This is a genomic window from Sphingomonas sp. PP-CE-1A-559, from assembly GCF_004340965.1.
Taxonomy (GTDB): Bacteria; Pseudomonadota; Alphaproteobacteria; order Sphingomonadales; family Sphingomonadaceae; genus Sphingomonas.
Map to the genome: position 1 here is coordinate 549,805 of NZ_SLYA01000003.1, position 17,318 is coordinate 567,122.

The 17,318-nt window shown below is 64.3% G+C and carries 33 protein-coding genes; 16 read left to right on the top strand and 17 right to left on the bottom strand.

What is annotated here, in order from left to right; translation table 11 throughout:
- Positions 1-2: 2 nt before the first annotated feature.
- The 17 genes from C8J42_RS12880 to C8J42_RS12965 all read right to left on the bottom strand — a co-directional run bounded on the left by C8J42_RS12880 (position 3) and on the right by C8J42_RS12965 (position 9,126).
- Entirely contained in the window at positions 3-221 is a 219-nt protein-coding gene (locus tag C8J42_RS12880; protein ID WP_133020329.1) for a hypothetical protein, read from the bottom strand.
- On the bottom strand, positions 218-994 hold the full coding sequence (locus tag C8J42_RS12885; protein WP_133020330.1) for a hypothetical protein: 777 nt from the start codon (positions 992-994) through the stop codon (positions 218-220). The genes C8J42_RS12880 and C8J42_RS12885 overlap by 4 nt, the downstream gene beginning before the upstream one ends.
- 1,240 nt (positions 995-2,234) lie before the next feature.
- On the bottom strand, positions 2,235-2,456 hold the full coding sequence (locus tag C8J42_RS12895; protein WP_133020332.1) for an AlpA family phage regulatory protein: 222 nt from the start codon (positions 2,454-2,456) through the stop codon (positions 2,235-2,237).
- Positions 2,453-2,770 carry a hypothetical protein gene (locus C8J42_RS12900; protein ID WP_133020333.1) on the bottom strand — a complete coding sequence of 106 codons (318 nt, stop codon included), beginning with the start codon at positions 2,768-2,770 and terminating at the stop codon, positions 2,453-2,455. The genes C8J42_RS12895 and C8J42_RS12900 overlap by 4 nt, the downstream gene beginning before the upstream one ends.
- Positions 2,767-4,032, bottom strand: coding sequence for an RNA-guided endonuclease TnpB family protein (locus C8J42_RS12905; RefSeq protein WP_207897121.1), 1,266 nt, complete (start codon positions 4,030-4,032; stop codon positions 2,767-2,769). Before C8J42_RS12905 ends, C8J42_RS12900 begins: the two co-directional genes overlap by 4 nt.
- Positions 4,029-4,373: a hypothetical protein gene (locus C8J42_RS12910; protein WP_133020334.1), complete on the bottom strand. Its 345-nt coding sequence runs from the start codon at positions 4,371-4,373 to the stop codon at positions 4,029-4,031. The genes C8J42_RS12905 and C8J42_RS12910 overlap by 4 nt, the downstream gene beginning before the upstream one ends.
- Positions 4,370-4,864, bottom strand: a complete 495-nt coding sequence (locus tag C8J42_RS12915) for a hypothetical protein (protein ID WP_165895483.1) — start codon at positions 4,862-4,864, stop codon at positions 4,370-4,372. Before C8J42_RS12915 ends, C8J42_RS12910 begins: the two co-directional genes overlap by 4 nt.
- Positions 4,864-5,109: a hypothetical protein gene (locus C8J42_RS12920; protein WP_133020336.1), complete on the bottom strand. Its 246-nt coding sequence runs from the start codon at positions 5,107-5,109 to the stop codon at positions 4,864-4,866. The genes C8J42_RS12915 and C8J42_RS12920 overlap by 1 nt, the downstream gene beginning before the upstream one ends.
- Entirely contained in the window at positions 5,106-5,438 is a 333-nt protein-coding gene (locus C8J42_RS12925; RefSeq protein WP_133020337.1) for a hypothetical protein, read from the bottom strand. Before C8J42_RS12925 ends, C8J42_RS12920 begins: the two co-directional genes overlap by 4 nt.
- A 142-nt stretch (positions 5,439-5,580) precedes the next feature.
- Complete coding sequence (locus C8J42_RS12930) at positions 5,581-6,306, bottom strand: hypothetical protein (RefSeq protein WP_133020338.1); 726 nt, start codon at positions 6,304-6,306, stop codon at positions 5,581-5,583.
- Between the two features lie 13 nt (positions 6,307-6,319).
- The gene (locus C8J42_RS12935) at positions 6,320-6,511 is read right to left on the bottom strand and encodes a conjugal transfer protein TraR (RefSeq protein WP_120300185.1); all 192 of its coding nucleotides are present in this window, start codon (positions 6,509-6,511) and stop codon (positions 6,320-6,322) included.
- Entirely contained in the window at positions 6,504-6,695 is a 192-nt protein-coding gene (locus C8J42_RS12940; protein WP_133020339.1) for a hypothetical protein, read from the bottom strand. Before C8J42_RS12940 ends, C8J42_RS12935 begins: the two co-directional genes overlap by 8 nt.
- Positions 6,692-6,928, bottom strand: coding sequence for a hypothetical protein (locus tag C8J42_RS12945; protein ID WP_165895484.1), 237 nt, complete (start codon positions 6,926-6,928; stop codon positions 6,692-6,694). Before C8J42_RS12945 ends, C8J42_RS12940 begins: the two co-directional genes overlap by 4 nt.
- A 136-nt stretch (positions 6,929-7,064) precedes the next feature.
- Complete coding sequence (locus C8J42_RS12950) at positions 7,065-7,475, bottom strand: hypothetical protein (RefSeq protein WP_133020341.1); 411 nt, start codon at positions 7,473-7,475, stop codon at positions 7,065-7,067.
- 20 nt (positions 7,476-7,495) lie between these two features.
- The gene (locus C8J42_RS12955; RefSeq protein WP_133020342.1) at positions 7,496-7,942 is read right to left on the bottom strand and encodes a hypothetical protein; all 447 of its coding nucleotides are present in this window, start codon (positions 7,940-7,942) and stop codon (positions 7,496-7,498) included.
- On the bottom strand, positions 7,939-8,154 hold the full coding sequence (locus tag C8J42_RS12960; protein ID WP_133020343.1) for a hypothetical protein: 216 nt from the start codon (positions 8,152-8,154) through the stop codon (positions 7,939-7,941). The genes C8J42_RS12955 and C8J42_RS12960 overlap by 4 nt, the downstream gene beginning before the upstream one ends.
- 297 nt (positions 8,155-8,451) lie before the next feature.
- Positions 8,452-9,126 carry a LexA family transcriptional regulator gene (locus C8J42_RS12965; RefSeq protein ID WP_207897122.1) on the bottom strand — a complete coding sequence of 225 codons (675 nt, stop codon included), beginning with the start codon at positions 9,124-9,126 and terminating at the stop codon, positions 8,452-8,454.
- Between the two features lie 357 nt (positions 9,127-9,483).
- On the opposite strand from C8J42_RS12965, the gene C8J42_RS20145 reads away from it, so the two are divergent.
- From C8J42_RS20145 to C8J42_RS13035, 16 genes are all read left to right on the top strand, one after another.
- Positions 9,484-9,648, top strand: coding sequence for a hypothetical protein (locus tag C8J42_RS20145; RefSeq protein WP_165895486.1), 165 nt, complete (start codon positions 9,484-9,486; stop codon positions 9,646-9,648).
- The gene (locus tag C8J42_RS12970; RefSeq protein WP_133020345.1) at positions 9,645-10,118 is read left to right on the top strand and encodes a hypothetical protein; all 474 of its coding nucleotides are present in this window, start codon (positions 9,645-9,647) and stop codon (positions 10,116-10,118) included. Before C8J42_RS20145 ends, C8J42_RS12970 begins: the two co-directional genes overlap by 4 nt.
- Positions 10,119-10,156: 38 nt before the next feature.
- Positions 10,157-10,378: a hypothetical protein gene (locus C8J42_RS12975; RefSeq protein ID WP_133020346.1), complete on the top strand. Its 222-nt coding sequence runs from the start codon at positions 10,157-10,159 to the stop codon at positions 10,376-10,378.
- Positions 10,375-10,548, top strand: a complete 174-nt coding sequence (locus C8J42_RS20150; protein ID WP_165895487.1) for a hypothetical protein — start codon at positions 10,375-10,377, stop codon at positions 10,546-10,548. Before C8J42_RS12975 ends, C8J42_RS20150 begins: the two co-directional genes overlap by 4 nt.
- A complete protein-coding gene (locus tag C8J42_RS12980) occupies positions 10,541-10,813 on the top strand; it encodes a hypothetical protein (RefSeq protein WP_133020347.1) in 273 nt (90 codons plus the stop codon). Before C8J42_RS20150 ends, C8J42_RS12980 begins: the two co-directional genes overlap by 8 nt.
- A 1-nt stretch (position 10,814) precedes the next feature.
- Complete coding sequence (locus C8J42_RS12985) at positions 10,815-11,240, top strand: hypothetical protein (protein WP_133020348.1); 426 nt, start codon at positions 10,815-10,817, stop codon at positions 11,238-11,240.
- A 163-nt stretch (positions 11,241-11,403) separates the two neighbouring features.
- A complete protein-coding gene (locus tag C8J42_RS12990) occupies positions 11,404-11,652 on the top strand; it encodes a hypothetical protein (protein ID WP_133020349.1) in 249 nt (82 codons plus the stop codon).
- Positions 11,649-12,395: a hypothetical protein gene (locus C8J42_RS12995; RefSeq protein ID WP_133020350.1), complete on the top strand. Its 747-nt coding sequence runs from the start codon at positions 11,649-11,651 to the stop codon at positions 12,393-12,395. Before C8J42_RS12990 ends, C8J42_RS12995 begins: the two co-directional genes overlap by 4 nt.
- The gene (locus C8J42_RS13000) at positions 12,346-12,909 is read left to right on the top strand and encodes a hypothetical protein (protein ID WP_243644361.1); all 564 of its coding nucleotides are present in this window, start codon (positions 12,346-12,348) and stop codon (positions 12,907-12,909) included. Before C8J42_RS12995 ends, C8J42_RS13000 begins: the two co-directional genes overlap by 50 nt.
- 30 nt (positions 12,910-12,939) lie before the next feature.
- Positions 12,940-13,611 (top strand): hypothetical protein, encoded by a 672-nt coding sequence (locus C8J42_RS13005; RefSeq protein WP_133020351.1) that lies wholly within the window; start codon positions 12,940-12,942, stop codon positions 13,609-13,611.
- Positions 13,612-13,825: 214 nt separating this feature from the next.
- Positions 13,826-14,164: a hypothetical protein gene (locus C8J42_RS13010; protein WP_133020352.1), complete on the top strand. Its 339-nt coding sequence runs from the start codon at positions 13,826-13,828 to the stop codon at positions 14,162-14,164.
- Positions 14,164-14,487 carry an HNH endonuclease signature motif containing protein gene (locus C8J42_RS13015; RefSeq protein WP_133020353.1) on the top strand — a complete coding sequence of 108 codons (324 nt, stop codon included), beginning with the start codon at positions 14,164-14,166 and terminating at the stop codon, positions 14,485-14,487. The genes C8J42_RS13010 and C8J42_RS13015 overlap by 1 nt, the downstream gene beginning before the upstream one ends.
- On the top strand, positions 14,484-14,684 hold the full coding sequence (locus C8J42_RS13020; protein ID WP_133020354.1) for a hypothetical protein: 201 nt from the start codon (positions 14,484-14,486) through the stop codon (positions 14,682-14,684). Before C8J42_RS13015 ends, C8J42_RS13020 begins: the two co-directional genes overlap by 4 nt.
- A gap of 2 nt (positions 14,685-14,686) precedes the next feature.
- Positions 14,687-14,962 carry a hypothetical protein gene (locus tag C8J42_RS13025; RefSeq protein WP_133020355.1) on the top strand — a complete coding sequence of 92 codons (276 nt, stop codon included), beginning with the start codon at positions 14,687-14,689 and terminating at the stop codon, positions 14,960-14,962.
- A 103-nt stretch (positions 14,963-15,065) separates the two neighbouring features.
- Positions 15,066-15,497, top strand: a complete 432-nt coding sequence (locus tag C8J42_RS13030) for a P27 family phage terminase small subunit (protein WP_133020356.1) — start codon at positions 15,066-15,068, stop codon at positions 15,495-15,497.
- Positions 15,490-17,316, top strand: a complete 1,827-nt coding sequence (locus tag C8J42_RS13035) for a terminase TerL endonuclease subunit (protein WP_243644362.1) — start codon at positions 15,490-15,492, stop codon at positions 17,314-17,316. The genes C8J42_RS13030 and C8J42_RS13035 overlap by 8 nt, the downstream gene beginning before the upstream one ends.
- Positions 17,317-17,318 lie beyond the last annotated feature (2 nt).

Consider the following 17,318-nt stretch of genomic DNA (forward strand, 5'->3'; position numbering starts at 1 on the left):
CGTTAACCGGCCTCGATGGCCTCGAGCAAGCGACGCTCGACATCGGACGCACTGCCCTGCCAATCCCTAACGACGAACAGGGTGCCATCTCGCATCGTGATCCGCAGGTTCGTATAGCTGTAACCTCGATCCATCTTCATGTGAGACACGTCGGCGGCGCGGATCCATGCGTCTTCGACCTTCACCATTGCGGGCGGGCGGGTGTCGGCTAGGTCGCTCATGCGTGCTCGCCTTGCGTGATAGGACCGCGGACCGCCTCGATCTGCTCGACCAGGCGGCGCGCGTGGTTTGCGAGGGCGTTCAGCCCGCCATAGGTCTCAACCACGCCTGCGCGATGCACCATTGCGATTGCCTTTCCGAAGCCTTCACCGTCGAAGTAGCGCTCGGGCTCGATCCCGGCGGCTTTACGGATCGCATCGAGCGCGCGAACCGCCTCGTCATGCCGGCTCGCGCGCAAGTCGATCTCGCGGTCGACGCGCCGCTTCACCTCGGCGGCGATCTCGGCGCGCTCCGTGGCCATCGCCTCGGTTACCCCGTCACGGATGGCCTTCTCGCGCGCTTCGTGTCCGCGGCGCAGCAGTGCGGCGAGAAAAGCGGGCTCCCATTGATCTCGCTCAAGCGTCGGGGCTTTCACGGCGCAGTTGAGGCCATTGCCCTTGAGGATCAGATGCCCCCAGGTCGGCGGCAACTCGCCTTCCTTGACGATGTCCGCTGGCGTGACGATCCACCAATGATCGCAAAACCGCTGCACCGCGACCGACTTGTCGGGCTGCTTCAATTCGTGGAGCCAGTCGGACCGGCTCACCTTGATCTCGAACCCGTGGAGGCGGAGGCCGCGCGACGGATAAAGGCTCATCGCCACGGCGTCCGCCGATCGCACCGCACCGCCGCCGGTCGAGTTGGCGACCTCGAAGAACGTCGCCCACTCGGGAGCCCGGTATCGGTTCATCAACGCGGCGCGGACGTCGGCGGCGGTGTAGCGCTGGGCGGTCACGCTGCGACTTCCATGACGGTCTCGCTCGCCATCACGGCTTCGATGAAGCCTTGCGCGACCGGGCCGACAATCGCGTTACCATAGCCCCGCAAACGTCCCATTCGATTGGCAGCCCCATGAGCCAGCGGGAATGTGCCGGGTTCAACTGGCCGCCACTTTCCATCCCGGCATCCGAGCCAGTCAGCATCCTCCCAAAAGCCGTTAGTCGCGCAGGGCCGCTCCACTGGGGCCATGTTGCCGCCAATCCCGAAGCGATCATTTCCGGAGCCACTATGCCGGCTGCCATTTCCGCCTGTTGCCCCAGGCCCGGCGGACTCGACTGCCCGCCACCCGATCGGCGGCCGTTGTTCGTCGATGGCGTCAGAGCTCGCGTCGATTTCCGATCCTCCGACGTCAGCGGCGAAGCCCACCCCGTCAGCTGAGCGCCCTGACAGAGATCCTGCGGTCCGCCCTTCCGAGCTATCTCCCGGTCCGATCCGTCTGCTGTCCTGACCGCCTTCTCGCCATCCGTCGCGCGCGGGGTCGGCCAGCCGGCAAGTGGCACCAGTCGCGGTAAATCGCGCGGGTTCGATCCGTCGCCCGCCGAGTTCCTGTGATCGCGGACGACCGGCGTAGGCCAACCTGCCAGCAATGCGGCCGCTTGGATGTCCCCGCCTCCGCTGCTCGTCCGCCCCAGTTCCTGTTTCCGTTCCGCGCTCTCCGCGCCGCCCGTGACCGTCCTCGGCGTGGGCCACCCAGAAGGATCGTTGGCGGATGTGCGGCGCACCGAAGCCCGCAGCGCACAGATCGGCAGCTGCGAAGGCCCGGCCCGATCCTTCCACGTCAGCTGATACAAGGTCGAGCCAAGCGAGGCCGTCTTTGCTCGCAACCTGCTCTCCAACGACGACTGAAGGATTGCACTGCTGGATGAGGTCGAAGAACGCAGGCCATAGATGCCGCTCGTCATCAAACCCAGCGCCTTTGCCAGCCGCGGAGAAAGGCTGGCACGGGCAACTTCCCGTCCATATCGCTCGGTTATCCGGCCATCCGGCCAGACGCAGAGCATGGCTCCACACGCCAATTCCCGCAAAGAAATGGCACTGAACATATCCGGCCAGGTCGTCGGGGCAGACATCTTCGATAGAGCGTTCATCTACGTCTCCGGGGGCGATGTGCCCCGCCTTGATAAGCTCGCGCAGCCATGCGGCGGCGAAGGGGTCGTGCTCGTTGTAATAAGCGCGGGGTGCGGCGGCGGCGGGCTTCACGCTGCCCGAGCCTCCTTGATACGAGCAACCCAGGCGCGGACCTCAGCTTCGCTCCACCGCGACCCCGCGCCGCCCGGCTTATACGGCGGCGGGAAGTCGGTTTCGCGGATCAGCTTATAGATCCGGGTCCGCTTCAGTCCGACGATGTCCTCGACGACCTTGAGCATGACGAGGCGATCGGTGTCGGGCGCAGCCGTAGCGCGTGCAGAATCGGTCATTGGTTCGATCCTTGTCCAAACATATGCTCGTTGAGTTCGGGAACCCCCGCCGTCGTCCCCTGCTCAAGGTGCTGGCGGACTGCTAGGCCGAGCGGGGTGAGGACGACTGCACCGTCGCCCCCTTCTAAGCGAGATCTGGCGCACACCAGGTCACTCGGCAGCGTTTCGAAATCTGCACCACAGATGCAGTCGTATGGGCCTGTTGACTTCGCGCATTCGCCGTACAGGATCACTTCCCGCTGCGCCTCCGTCAGCTTCGCCGCCACGCCTGCAACAGCCCCCGCCTCGGTGTTGGTGGTCGGGTTCCGGGTCATGGGCGTGGCTCCTGCGGTTTCTGGTTTCGTCCCTTCGTGTTGCGACTAGCGTCCACCTGACCAGGGTCAGGATCGCCAGCCTTTCGGCCAGCAGGTTTTCGCTTCAACGACTGGCTAGTGCCAGCCTCCACGACCGGGGCACTCCCCCGGCGTAAGATGTTCACGGCAGCGTTTAGGTCTGCATTGCCGCGATACCCGCACGCTGTGCAAACGAAGCTCGCTTGGTTCTTGCGGCTCCTCTTGTCGACCGTCCCGCAGGCCGAACAGGTCTGCGAAGTGTAGCGGGCGTCCACCTTGATTAGTCGGTAAGCCTTGTACGAAAGCATCGTCTCGATCTGGCGCCAGCCGACATTGAGGATAACCCGGTTGAGGCCGCGCTTTTGGGCGACATTCACCCCCGGCTCTTCAATCGAACCGGCCGCGCTTTTCGTCATGATCTTGGTCGACAGGCTCTCGATCACAACCGTGCCATACTGGCGAGTGATGGAGGTGGTTGTCTCATGTGCCCAATGCTTGCGGACACGCGCCTGCAAAGCCCTCAGGGTGGCAACGCGCCGTTTCGCCAGGGCGTTACGCTTGGATCCACGGAGCCCACGGCTGGAGTGGTGTTGCGCCTTGCGGATCTGCTCGCCGATCTTCGACACTCTGGCCGGTAGCGCGAAGCTCGTGCCATCGGATAGCATCAGCGGGATTGCAACGCCGCGGTCTATCCCGACAGCCCCGCCAACGTCGGTGACTGCCGGGCCTGTCTTGCACAACAAGGAAACCTGCCAGCCCTTGGCAGTGCGGCTAACAGTCGCCTCAGCGATGTCGCCAACGACCGCCCGGTGCATCCGAGCGCGGACCCAGCCGATCTTGGGCAGCTTAACCTGGGCCCACCGGGCGTTGATCTTCTCGACGCGGACCTCGCGCCCGTAGAAGGTAAAGGACTCGTGAACGCCCCGCTTGCGAAAGCCGGGGAATCCAGCTTCACCCTTCAACGCCTGTAGGTAGGCGCGATCCAGAGAACGAAGCGCATAGATCGCAGCGTTCTGGCTCACAGCGTTGACGAACTCGACCTCCTTCCGAAGCGCAGTCAGTTCGCGGCACTGAGCGACGAAGTTCAGCGTGCTGCCAGTAACCGCCCGGTAACGCCGCCAGTGGTCGCGGCGCTGCTCTAGGGCGAGGTTCCAGACAAGACGGCACACGCCTGCCGTCTGCGCCATGACGCTTTCCTGCGCCGGCGCCGGCTTGAGCGGATATGTGAAGCCTCGATAGCTCATGATTCATCTACCCGTTGCGAGCGTGAGGTGGCGAGACGGCGAGCGGCGCGGCGTTCTTCACCAAGAGCGAACCGGGCGTCACCGATGCTCGGACGTATCCCATAGACCGCCATCGCGAAGCAGCACGGTTGACACCAGCGGAACGTCTCGAGCCCTTCGTCGCCGCGCTCGGTCAGTACGCGGTTGCGCGTCCCCGGCTCGCATTCCCCGGCGCAGGTGTGGCAAGTGCCGCCTCCACGCGTCGTAACCATCTTGTCGGAGAGCGCGACCTCACCGTTGCCGAAGTCCCCGGCGAACGGATCATCGGCAAGCGCCTCGGCTTCCCAGCGAAACGGCTTCACTTCCCCCCTCCCTGCGACAAGAGGCGGATGGCGGATGCGATCTTCTCGGCGGTTTGCGCGGACGCTCGATGCAGCAGTTTCGTTATTACACCCGGCTCCGCGTCCGCCTCAGCCGTCATATCGGCGCACAGATCATCGGCAACCTTCGCAGCCGCCTTCAACGCCCGCGCCACCCCTTCGTCATTCGCTGCCGCAACGGTGGCGAGAGACGGGACGCAGGACGCGGGCAAGCCGTACTTTTCCGTGAAGTCGTGCGCCTCACTCCAGTCCATGCCCTCCCCCGGCGCTGGCAGTGCCACCTTCAACGAAACGTCCTGTTCGTGAAAACCGGTTGCCGCACTTTTTACTTCGGTTGAAAGTGGCGGCGCTGGCAGTGTCTGCGGGAGTGCGGCTAGGGCGTCGGCTAGCTTCATGCGCTCGATCGGTGTTCGGTCGGGCAAATAATCCTTGAGCACCGGGCCGAACTTCGCGGCAAGTTGTAGTGCATCCATCATTGCTCGCCTCCAGCGATAAGCGCGTCTCGGATACGCATTCCAAAAGCGGTGAAGATGCCGGAAACCGGGTCCGCGATACCTTCCGACAGACCCTCGACAATATCGGGATGATCTTCGTACTGGGTGGTAAGCATCCAATCGCCAGCGACGAATATTGCAGTGATGATCGCCTTGCGCTGCACTTCGGTCAGTGCCTCAAGGGCCTCCCGCAACTCGGGGCTCGGGTTGGGATTGGAGGTCATGCGGAATATCCAACATCTGGCGCGAGACGGTTGCCCTGCGCATCCTTCGATTGCGGGTTCAGCAGCTTGTCGATCTTGGCCGCTTCCGACGCGTTGGCATCGCCCATGCTGAACACGCCAACCATTGCAGCGAACCGGAGCGCCGCGTGCAGATCGCCAACCTCCAGCGGGATCATCTGGCGAGCCGTGCGCCCCTGATACTCCGCGTTGTTCGGACCCGGCGCGTCGATGCCGAAACGCAGCGCCTTGCCGATAAGCTTGAGCGTTTCGCCCATCTCTTCGACCATCAGGCCCATCGCGTAACGCTCGCGGTCATCACCCCCGCTCATGCCCCACCTCGGGCGTTGAGGGCGGCGCGTTCGTCACACCATCCGCGATTGAACAGCCGCTCCGACCACGTCGCGTCACCTTTCGGGATCGGCGGGCCAGCTTCACCGCGCTTGAAGGACGCGGCCCCTTGCTCGTAGGGCGTCATGCGGACTTCCCCATGATCTTGAGGATCGCCTCGCGAACGGCCTCGCCTTCGTCGCTATCGGTGAACGTGACGACGGTTTCGCCACCGACGACGATCGCGCGCCCGTCATCGGCCGCATCGCCATCGTATGAGACCCGAAGCGAATACCCATCCTCGGTCAATTCCAGACCGCTCAACGCCGCCACCAACTCCGCTTCTCGCGTCTGGGTGGCATCTAGCCGGGGATACGCACTGGCATCAGGCGCGGACGCCGGACGGTTGGCAGGGTCGGCCGCATACTCGCGCATGGCGTTGGCGGTCTTCATACCCTGCATGCTATGCTCGGGATCGCCGCCAGCGTTCAGGCGACGTGCTGCCCACGCCCGCACAATCTGCCACGCATCGGGATCGCGCCCTAACAGAATGAACATTGGCTCACCGGGGCGGCGTTTGGCGAGGCAATCGTGGTTGCCCTTGTCCTCCCCCGCACCTTCGCCCGACTTGCAAGGAAGGGGGACAGGCGCGAGTTCGGCGGCAAGGTCGCGATACCAACCGACGTCCGGCTCCATGTAGAACGCCGAGCATAAGGCATGCACCGTGTCATCGGCCTCAATCGTGCGACCGTCGTCGCATGTCTGCGAGAGACCTTCCCCCGCCAGCGCGTCGAGGAGGTAAAATGCGGTGGCCAGCGCGGACTCCTGTTCCTGCGCAACCGGCGCCGCTTGCTGTTCTGATGTCGTCACTGGGCTCGATTGATCAACCACGGGCATATCCCTTCTTAGGTTCACGACAGGGAGCGCAGCGGCCCATGACGAGACGCAGGCTGTCGAGCCCGCAAACCCGGCATTCACCTGGCGCACCGATGGCGATGGGCGCGCTCGCGGCGCGGATGTTGCGATCGAGCGCGGCCTGCGCGACGTCGTTCGCCATGTCGGCTACGTCAGCCACTGGTCACTCTCCGGTCTATGCTCACCAACTGGTGGCGGATCGTCTTCAGGGCGGCGCTGCGCTCCGGCGACGGGGGTTGCTGCATGAGGCGGGCGCGGTAGCCGAGCACGTCTTCCCGGTTCAGGGATCGCTTGCTCTCGCGTGGGCCTGCTGAGCCCCGGCCGCGCTGGCTGTACATCTTCATGCCGCGCGCTTCGAAACGGTTGGCTGCGCACCGGCCTCGTCAGCGCGCAGCGGAGGTACAGACGTCCTGAGGGGCAGGACCGAGGCAGTCGGGGAGAGGGGCACGAAGCCGGGCACATCGTTCCCGCGAAGGGTGCGGATGATGCGAGGCCAGTGACGCACGAGGTCGTCACGGAAGATGCGGAGCGCGATGGCGAAGATCGCCGTCAGCGACGCGACCCCCAGGGCGTACATTGCGTGATCCCAGTTCATGAGCGGCGTCCGATCGGTTGGCGCGCGTTCCCACGCTGCGCGGTGCGGAAGATTAATTCGGTGAGGGCTCGAGGATCGGTGCAAGCGGCAACGGGCGGCGACGCGGGGGCTGGGCGGCTCATGCCTGAGCCTTCCTAGCTGAGCCGCTATTGCGGCGCGGCGAGGTCCAGCCGTCCCCCTCGACCAGCTTCTCTGCACCGCTGGGCGCGATGACGCGGACCCGACCGTCAGCCAGCTTGCGGATGATCGGGCACTCGAACTCATAGACGGGCAGGGGGCGGAACGTTCCGAGGCTCAGTTCCAAGATCCCGACGTTGCGCCGCACGGTCATCGCCGGAGCGGTCAACACGTCGAGCCCGCGGCTCATGCACTCGCGCGCCTGCTCGTTCGTGAACCGACGCCCGCCCTTGATGCTATGACCACCGAAGCCGACCTTCTCGCCGTCCTCAATCGTGCCATACCAGGCGTAGGGCGTCTTCGACGGCGTAACGAGCCATGCTGCCGGCTGGCGGCCGATGACCTCGCCCATAGGGCGTGAACCTGGCGCGCTCATGCGCAGGCCCTCAGGTAAGAGACAGCGGCGACCCCGGCCCCGCCCAGGTGCCGGCTGCGGCGCGCGATTGTCTCGGCTTCAGCAGCTAGCGATTCATCGGTCAGTGCCTGCCGCGCGAGAAGGTCGGCCGCGGCTGCCACTGAAGCCTCCAGCTGATCCATCGTCGGACGCCGACCCATCTTCTGGCGAAGATACTCGTGCTGATCGATGATCAGGCGCAGCGCTGACGCAGGCTTGATCGCCAACCGCCCGGCGCGCGTCGAAAGCGTGTCACGGATCGCAGCAGCATGGGCGACTGCCGACGGTAAGCCGGGGTGATCCTCAGCGCGACGCAACCGCACGACGCGGTCTTCCGCTAGTGCCAGGCGATGGCACGTCGACGACATATCAATGATCGTCTGATCAAGGTCAGGATCGTGGGATTTGATGGTGCGGCCGGTCACGCTGCGCGCCCCCGCTGCGGTGCCGGGTTAGCGGCGAGCTCGCGCTCCCATGCCGACCGGCCGGGCCACTCGGTCCAGTAGACCGACGACAGGGCGACCGCGTCACCGAGCGGCAACAGCTTCTCGAACGTCATCCAACCGGAGGAATGCTGAGCCTTGTGGCAGTCGTCGCAGAGCGGAATGCAGGCGCTATCCGGAGCCTTGGATGCCATACCTTTCCCGCCGGCGTGGTCGACGTGGGCCGACACGATCGGGTTCGCCATATCGCCTGGATGAAGGCACTTGGCGCACGGCACCTTGCGCAGCCACCGCTTGTATTCCTCGGCACACTTCCACGCTGGGCGACCTGCCCGCGGTGGCTTCCGAGTTTGAAATGCTGAACGGGGCAAACCCACGCCGACCTCCCGACAAGCCGGTATGGCCTGTTGGGTCACATGTGCGCTATACTCACATAGTCGTCAATCATAATTGTGCGTCTAGCGCACTTTTATCACGGTGGACTTGGCGCGTTACGTCATCATCTCCCGGCGGGTAAGAATGCGATCGATACGGATCACGTCAGACATTGGTACGCGGAAGTCCAAGCGTGGCTCGTACTGCCGCAGTTCAACATAGCTCGCCGATCGGCGAACGAGCTCCTTCACCAGCACGCCCCTTGAGCGTTGACCGTCATCATCGTCGCTATCCCTGAGATACACGACGACATTGTCACCGGTCGACAGCGGGCGATTGCGGCAAACCGCGACGATCTCGCCGTCGGGTAAGGCTGGGTGCATCGACGAGCCTTGGACATGCAGCGCGTACGCCTCACGCTTGCCAGCCAATATCGCGGGGCGGCGGACATATTCCAGAACCGATCCGCTATTCAAATCCGTCTGCTCCACAGCCTCTCCCTCGAACAATCGGGCAGCGCCCAGGCCGGAGCCCCAGACGGGTAGATTCTCATTTGGCCGCTCGAGGCTCTCGCCTTCGAACTGCATCACGGTGGCATTCGCCTCCGGCAACTGCTCGGAAGTCATGCCGACGCCGACGCGGCTCAGTAGCTCTTCGGGCGTCACCTGAAGGATTGAGGCGAAGCCATCGACGAATGCGATGTCGAACCGGATCGTCCCATTGATGATTTTTGTGACCGTTGTGCGATCGCGACCGATGGCAAAGGCCAGCTTTTCGTCGCTGGTTTTCACCTCTTTCTTTCGCGCTTTGAACCATGCAGTATCCATCCCTGCTATGTGAACGCCGCGCACAACCGCGTCCCGTGCGTATTCAGCACACTTTTCTATTGACGAATGTGCGTTAGGCTCACATTGTGAGTTCATGGCAAGCGCACTCACAACCTATATGAAACGCGAGCGGGTCACGGACGCAGCCTTAGCGGCAGCGATCGGCAAAGATCGGTCTCTAGTAACCCGGCTTCGCCACGGGACTGTGCGCCCTAGTATCGATGTGGCTGGCGCGATTGAGCGCGAAACCGGCGGCGCTGTCACGATGCAGTCCTGGCTACCGTCGCAGACCCCCGCGCCTGCCGTTCGGAAGAGGGCCGCGTGATGCGCATTCTCGCAATCATCGCCGAGGTCGTGTCGGCCCTGTTCGCCAGCGTTCCCGCACACGTTGCCCGCAACTGCGACGAGTACGGCGAAGAGCTGGCTTGGATGGGCGCAGGCGAGATGGATGGCTTCGAACTTCATGCAGAGGGTAATGGACGATGAGCACGCCGCAAATCCACGGGCGCTACCGCACCGTACCCGCGTCGTTACTCCTCAAGGCGATCGGCGACGCGCTGGAAGAGATCAAGGACGAGGACAAGGCGACAGACGCCGACCTCGGCGCGGTGCTTGGGAAGCATGAGGACACTGCGGCGCGCTACCGTACCGGCCTGGCTGAAATGCCGGTCGTGTCCTTCCTTCGCGGCTGCCGTGAATGGGACGGTCGGTTTGCCAATGCGGCACTGGGCCTCGTCGGCATGCGTCTGGCACCGATCGACGCCGCGGCGGGCTGCGATCGCGCAAGCGTGACCGCCTTATGCAGCCTGCTCGCAAAGAAGTCGGCGGCGCTCGAGAACGACGGCGTGATCGACGACGAAGAGCTCGAAGATATGTGGCCGGAGCTTGAGGCCGCCGCAAAGCACATCGATCGACTGCGCGACCGGCGGCGGCTGCGCATGATTAGCAACCAGTAGGACCAACCGGCGGCTGTTAGCCGCCACGGAGACTGACGATGACAGCGCTTGATAGCGCAGCGCCGGTAAAGCCCGGTTCTGCGAATGCTAGTCCGCGGCCTGAGCCGGATCGCGCCGCTCTTGTGGCAGCGTTCCGCAAGGCGTCGCGCGCATGGAACGCCGACGGCGGACCGATCGAGAAGACGGTGAAGGCGGGCGAGGAACTCTATTTCGCCGCTCACTTCCTGATCGAAGACCTGCTCGGCGAGGCCGTGTCGTGAAGACGTCGCTCAAGGCCCAGCAGGCTACGCTTCAGCGTGAGGGCGTCCTCGCCGCGCACGTGAAGTCGAAGACCGGCCCATTCAACATCGAGACGCTCGCGCGATCATACGCGCTTCCCGCCGAGCGCGTCGCCCAGATCGTGAAGCGCAATGGAGGCACTCATGGATAATATCGGACGCCTGTTCGACCAAGTTGCTGCTGAAGCTGGTGTTACCGCCGATCGCGCCAAGCTGGCGGTGTACGTCATGGGCCTGGCATCGGCCGGTCGATCCCTGTCCGACACTGCGGCGGCGTTAAAACGCAAGCCCGCGACGGTGAAAACCTTGGCGCGCGACTTCATGATCGACTTTCCTGATTATCGCCCCTTCGAGCGATACGAGAAGAAAGGCGAGCAGCGCCCTGAACCGCGTTATCTGCTCGCGACGGCGGCCTGAGATGGCGACGCCAGTCAACAAGGCAGAGGGCGAAGCAACTCGCGCACTGATCCGCATGCTGCTCGAGACACATACGCGCGCGGACGTGTTTCACATGATGCAGCGGACCGTCTCCGGCACTTGGGTGTCGCTCGGTGTCGTGAAAACCATTCGGCGCGAGATGATCGCGGCGGGGGCGCGGCGGTGCAAGACCAATATCGCTCGCCCGCACTTGCGCGAGGAGCCCGCCGCTCCCGAACCAGTTGCACCCGTCGTCGAACCCGCGCTCGTCGTGCGCCGCCCGGCGCTGCCACCTGAAAGCTTTGAGAGCCAGATGGCTCGCATCGCCGCCGGCGCACGCCTTGTTCCCGCCCCAGACTTCCGCACGGCCGGGCCGTCCTACACGCTCGGCGGCGTATCCTCAGGGATTTGCGCAAATGCAGGCTGAGGCCGCTACCTGCGCCGCTAAACCGGCTCACCTCGAACGCCTCGAGGCCGAACTAAATTCGGCGATGCGCGAGCGCGGAGACGCGCGCCGCAAGCAAGAGGCTGAAGACGAGGCCAAGCGGCGGACCTCTAAGCGAGCCGCAAAAGCGGCTCACACGTCGCATATGCTTTCCGTCCCACGCATGGCCGGGCTGATGAAGGCCGGGGCATTGCTCGGCAGCGCTTTGGCGCTCGCCGAGGCTCTGAGCATCAACCCGCGCAGCCTGCGGGCGAAGTTGACCGCCGATCGCGGCGTATCGTCTGACGATCTCGAAGCGGCGGCGGCGGCACTTGAGGCGCGGGCAGGGCAGATGATCGATCACGCCGCCAAACTCCGTGCTGAGTGCCAGCCTGCCGAGGTGGCCGCCGCGTGACGATCCTGACGGGCTTCGATCTTTGTCGGGCGGCGATGGGCGTCACCGGGATCAGTGCGCCCGAACAGAGCGTTTTGAACGTGCTCGCGATCATGGCGAACGACGTCGCGCAGTGCTGGCCTGGCATCAACGGCCCCGCCGGTCTGGTCGGCAAGACGAAGCTGTCCGAACGCGCAGTGCAGAATGCTGTGAAGGCATTGGCAGCTGCGGGACATCTCACCCGAACTGAGCGTCCGGGCAAAGGTGTCATCTACACCGTACACCCCCGCACCACCTGCACCCCCGCACAAGATGCGCCGGTGCAGGAAGTGCGCCCCGCAAGGGATGCGCCTACCCCCGCACCACCTGCACCCAAACTACCAAGAACCACCATCTCAACTATGTTGGACGCGCAGGCGCCTCGCAAGCCTGCGGGTCCGAGCAGCTTCCCGTGCCCCGATGGCGTCGATCCCGAACATTGGGCGGACATCCTCGTCAACCGGAAGTCGAAGCGCCTCGCCAACACCCCGACGGCTCACAAGGCCATCCTCCGCGAACTCGAGAAGCTTTCGGACGAGGAATGGCCGCCCGGTCGCATCGTTCAGCACGCCGCCGAGCGCGGCTGGGGCGCAATCTTCGATCCACGACCACAGAACGGAAACCGCAATGGCAAACGACCTGATCACCAACGAAGCCGCGGCAACGGGTTCCTCGATGCCGTCATTGACGCCGAGCGTGATGACCGTGCTCGCCAGAGCGTTTGAGAGCGGCGCGGTGTTCAGCGCGCAGGACATCGCGTTGATCGAGCCGGTCGCCAAGGCTGTTGCGATCGCCAAGCCCGCCGACGAGCGCTTCGTGCGTCAGTCGCTGGGCGGGTTGTCTGCAGCACTGCCCAGCCAGGCCACCGACGAGGTCTCGGGGAAGCTGAAGTTCAACACGTACATGACGATGTTCGCCGGGTACGACGAGCGTGCCTTGGCCTATGCCTGCCGCCGCTGCCTCGACGAGCTCGACTGGATGCCCACCGTACACCAGTTGAAGGAGCGCATGGCGAAGTGGGTCAGCCCCGAAGAGTCGGCCATCCGCCGCGCGCGGGCAATTATGCGGACCGGACGCCGAGAAGTGACCGCCGAGGCCGCGCCGATCACCGCCGACCAGATCCGCGCGCTGAAGCCCGAGTTCATCAGCATGGGCGTGAAGGCCGGGTTCATCACGCAGGATCAGGTCGACGAAGCCTTCGGCGCGACTGAGCAGCCGCCTGAGCAGATGGCGGCATGACGAATAACAAGAAGAGCAGGGGGTAGGGCGATGGCGCGGGGAAACGAGTGGTGCATCCTGAGGGTGGCGTCAGCGCGAACGCTGAAGCTTGCCGAGACGCTGCGATCCGTTGGCATCGAGGCATGGTCGCCGCGCCGTACGATCAAACGGGACGCGCCGGGGAAGCGTCGGCGGATCGCACTGAAGCAGCCTAAACTGATGCTCGAGATCGATCTGCCAATTATCCCGGGCTTCGTGTTCGCCTGCGCTGATCGCCTGGACGATATAATTCGGGCAAGCGCGACGCCCTTCGGCCCTCACCCGTCTTTCTCCCTCCTGCAAGTCGGTGACCGTGTGCCGCTGGTTGGGGAGCGGCAGATAGCCGGGCTGGTCGCTGCGGAGGCTGAGGCCACGGCCGCAATTACGGAAGAGCGCCTCGCCGAGGGTCGGGAGGAGGAACGCCGCGCGCGGGCTACTCGGCTCGGCACCGAGCGAGCGCGGCGCAAGGCATTGCGGCAGGAGGTTAAGGCGTTGAGTGCGGGGCAGCAGGTTACTGTCGACGATATGCCCGCTCTCGCTGGTTTAGTGGGCACGGTGGTAAGGGGCTGGGGCACGTCCGCGCTGATCCACTTCGGCGGGGCCCTAACCATGGAAGTAGAGGCTTGGCGAGTGCGCCCATCTGGTGTACATAGCGCGAACACCCTTCATAGGGACGCTGCTTGAGCAGCTTCGGGACAGACGAAGTGGAGCTACATGCTCTTCCGCATCCCTGATCGACCACTCCTCGCGGGTGGTCGTAAGCATGTCTGCACTTCTGGAGGCGGTGATGCCCGCACCGCAATTGCGGCTCACCCGCGCTGACCTACGGTATTAGATCAGCGTTCGAGGGAGGTCGGCACATATGTCACCACCTCGGATGCGTCACTGTTCTGGTCGCATGGCACCGTTGCTCATCGGCATTGCGGTCCGCCAAGCGTCTAGTCGGACAGCGCAGATGAAAGCCTCGCTGTCCCGGTCGAGTGCGCAGGCCCATGCGTCCTCGACCGACCCGATCCTGCCTGACCCCGACGGAGGCACCATGGCATCGACGCAGCCTTCCGCATCCGGTCATGTGCGCAGCACGACGGCCGAAGTCGTCGAGGCGATCGGCATGCGCGTGCTGCGTATCGCCGAGGACATGGCCTCAGGGTCGCGTCATCAGGGCCGAAGCGAGCGCCTGATCGGCGAGGCAGAGCAGGCAGCAATCGACCTGCGGGCTGCCGTGCGCGGCCGCTGATGGGCTGGTCCAAGATCAGCCGCCACCAGCGCGGCTATGGCACTGCTCACGACAAGATGCGGGCCCACCTGCTTGCCACTGTCGTCACCTGCGAGGGTGAGTGCAAGACCAACGGTATCGAGACGCTGGGCACTATCGCCGATCACATCGTCCCGCTGTCGCGGGGCGGCACTGGCGAGCGCACCAACTACCAGTTGCTGTGCAAGGATTGCTCGGACCTCAAGACGCTCGCTGACAAGGGCGCCACGGCGCGGCCTGTTGGCGGCGTTGATCGTTCGGGCCGACCGACCAGCGCGTTGCACCCTTGGAATAGGAAGGCATGACCATGGCGGACGAGCCCACCCGCAGCGAGCGTCCTCGCACAGATTGGCCTGAGGCTATCCGTGCGCAGGTAGAGATCTGGCAGGGCCTTGGCGAGGCTGCATCACACATTGCTCATGCCAAGCGCGCGCTGTTCCTCGCCTATGTCGCCGAGGGCTTCACTGAGTCCCAAGCGCTCGAACTCGTGAAAACGATTTGACGATGTCCAGCCCTCCGCGCGCACTCTCGGTTCACGACGCTGACTATGATCCCGCTGTGGGTGAGAGCATCGTCGTGCGCCTGGATGGCGTCGATCAGCATGGTCGCGTCGAGGCGTACGACGTCGACGCAGGCACGGTCACTCGCTGCAAGCTCGACGCGCGCGGCTACACCTTCGCCGAGGACGATGAGATCGCTCGTGAGACCGTGCACGGCGTGGTCACCGCAGAGTTCAAGGCTGCACTCGACACGCCGAGCGCACCCCACCCCCCGGTGTAAAGTCTGAGGGCCGTCGGCACCCGTACCGACCACGTGGTGCATGCGCGCTGCGATCAATTTCTGAGGGGGGAGGGTTTCGGCCCGTGCCGCCGCTGGAGTCCGCATGGCCGACGTCATCGAGATCGCTGGCGGTGACGGCGTTCCGCCCGAGCCGAACTGGCGCAGCATCTTCGGCCGAGCCCCGGACCGCGAGGCCGCATCGTCCTACTGGAAGAGCATCATCAGCGAGATGCGCGGCGCCGAGAAACTGGCGGTCGCCAACTCGCACGCGGTTATCCGCCTAGTCGTCGCATACGTCACGTTCGATCAGTCCGCGAAGGAGGTGATCAAATCTGGCCCGGTCATCAAGGCCAAGAAGACCGGCGTCCCGACGTACAACCCATGGTGGACGACAATGTCGAACGCTGCGAGCCAGGCGCAGGCTCTGGAGAAGGAGCTTTGCATCTCGCCGCGGGAACGTGGCGCGGGTGCGAAGGTGGTCAAGAAGCAGGCCCGCACCACGGGCTCGGCACGGTTTCTAAAACAGCGTGGCTAATCGCTTCCTCGCCGATCCGGATCCGACCACAGCCTGGGCGAAGGCCGCGGTCGACGGCAAGTTGTTCACTGCCGGCGAGCTCGTCCGGCATGCTGCAGAACGCCACCTGCGCGACATGCGGGATGGCGAGCGCCGCGGGATCTACTGGCGCCCGGACGCTGCTGGTCACGCGCTGGACTTCCTGCCGTCGGTCTTTCAAGTCACAGACGGGCCCTCCGCAGGTCAGCCGTTCTACCCGCTCGAGTGGCACACGTTCGTTATGGGCTCGCTGTTCGGGTGGCGCACCGCGACCGACCGCTGGCGGTTCCGGTCGGGCTGGCTTGAGACCGGCAAGGGCCAGGCGAAGTCCCCGCTGATGGGCGCGATCGGCGTCTACATCATGGGCTGGTGCGATATCCAACGCGCCCAGTGCTACGCGATCGGTGAGGACAAGAAGACCGCGAACGTGTTGTTCAGGGACGCCGCGGCCATGTGTCGCGCAACCATCCCCGAGCATGACGAAGGTGAAAGCCTCGAGGGCCTTGGCGAGGTCGTCATCCGCGGCGAACTGGAGAACGCCTGGAAGATCGAGCATCCCGACAGCGGTTCTTTCTTCCAGCCGATCGCCAGCGGCGAGAGCCTTTCCGGCCCGCGACCGAACTATGTCGCAGGTGACGAGATTCACGAGCTCACCGACGAGAACGTGTTGCAGACATGGAAGCGCGGCATCGACAAGGTCGCCGGCCACGCGCTGATGCTGATGGGCACGAACACGCCCGCCACTTCGCAGCATGTCGGCACGTCGTACTCGGAGATGTACCAGCAGATCGCGAAGGGCGAGGCTCGTGACGATACGGCGTTCGCTTTCGTGGCGCGGATCGACAAGGCCGATCGCGAGACCGTGTTCGAGAACGAGAAGGTCTGGCAGAAATCACTGCCCGCGCTGGGCGAGACCTTCCCGATCGAGAACATCCGCGAGACGGTGGCCTCCGCACTGCTGCGCCCGTCGACCAAGTCGAGCGTTTTGCGCCTGTACTTCGGCGTCGATACCGCGTCGGCCGACTTCTGGATCGACGAGGACAAGTGGGCGGCGGTGCAAGGGCCGGTCGATGAGGCCACCATGCGCCACCGGTTCTGCCGTTTGGCGATCGACCTTTCGCAGAAGAACGATCTGACCGCAGTCAGCGCAGCCTGGGAGCCGATCGGCGACGAGCCGCTAGCGGTTAAAAGCTGGTACTGGACCGCGGCGGGATCGACCCCCGGCCATCTCAAGGAGAAGGGGGAGCGCGATCACGCGCCCTACGTCGAGTGGGTCGAAGACAAGTTTCTGGTCGCCACGCCAGGTGCGACGATCGATTACACCTTCGTCGCGATGCAAGTTTCGAAGCTCTACGCCGAGCAGAAAGTTCTCGAAATGGTCGCCGATCCGGCGTTCATTTCGAGCTTCATGGATGCCTGCGCAGAGGTAGGCCTCGAGGTCTGGCTCTACGGCGGACCAGACAAGCCGACTGGTCGAGGGCTCAAGATCGTGGCGCATGCGCAGGGTACGCGCGTGATGTTCGAAGACCGGCAACTTTGCATGCCGCATTCGATCACGAAGATTGAAGACGCGATCCTCGACCAGCGCATCATCATCGACAATTCGCCGGTGACTTACAGCTGCGCTGCCAACGCCGCGATCGACGCGGACGGCCAGGGCAACCGCATGTTCAACAAGAAGAAATCACGCGGACGCATCGACGGCATGGTCACCACCACGATGGCGATCGGCGCTGCAGTGTCCAGCGTGAAGCCGAAGAAGAAATCGGTCTATGAATCCCGCGGCATACGTCGGGTCTAAGG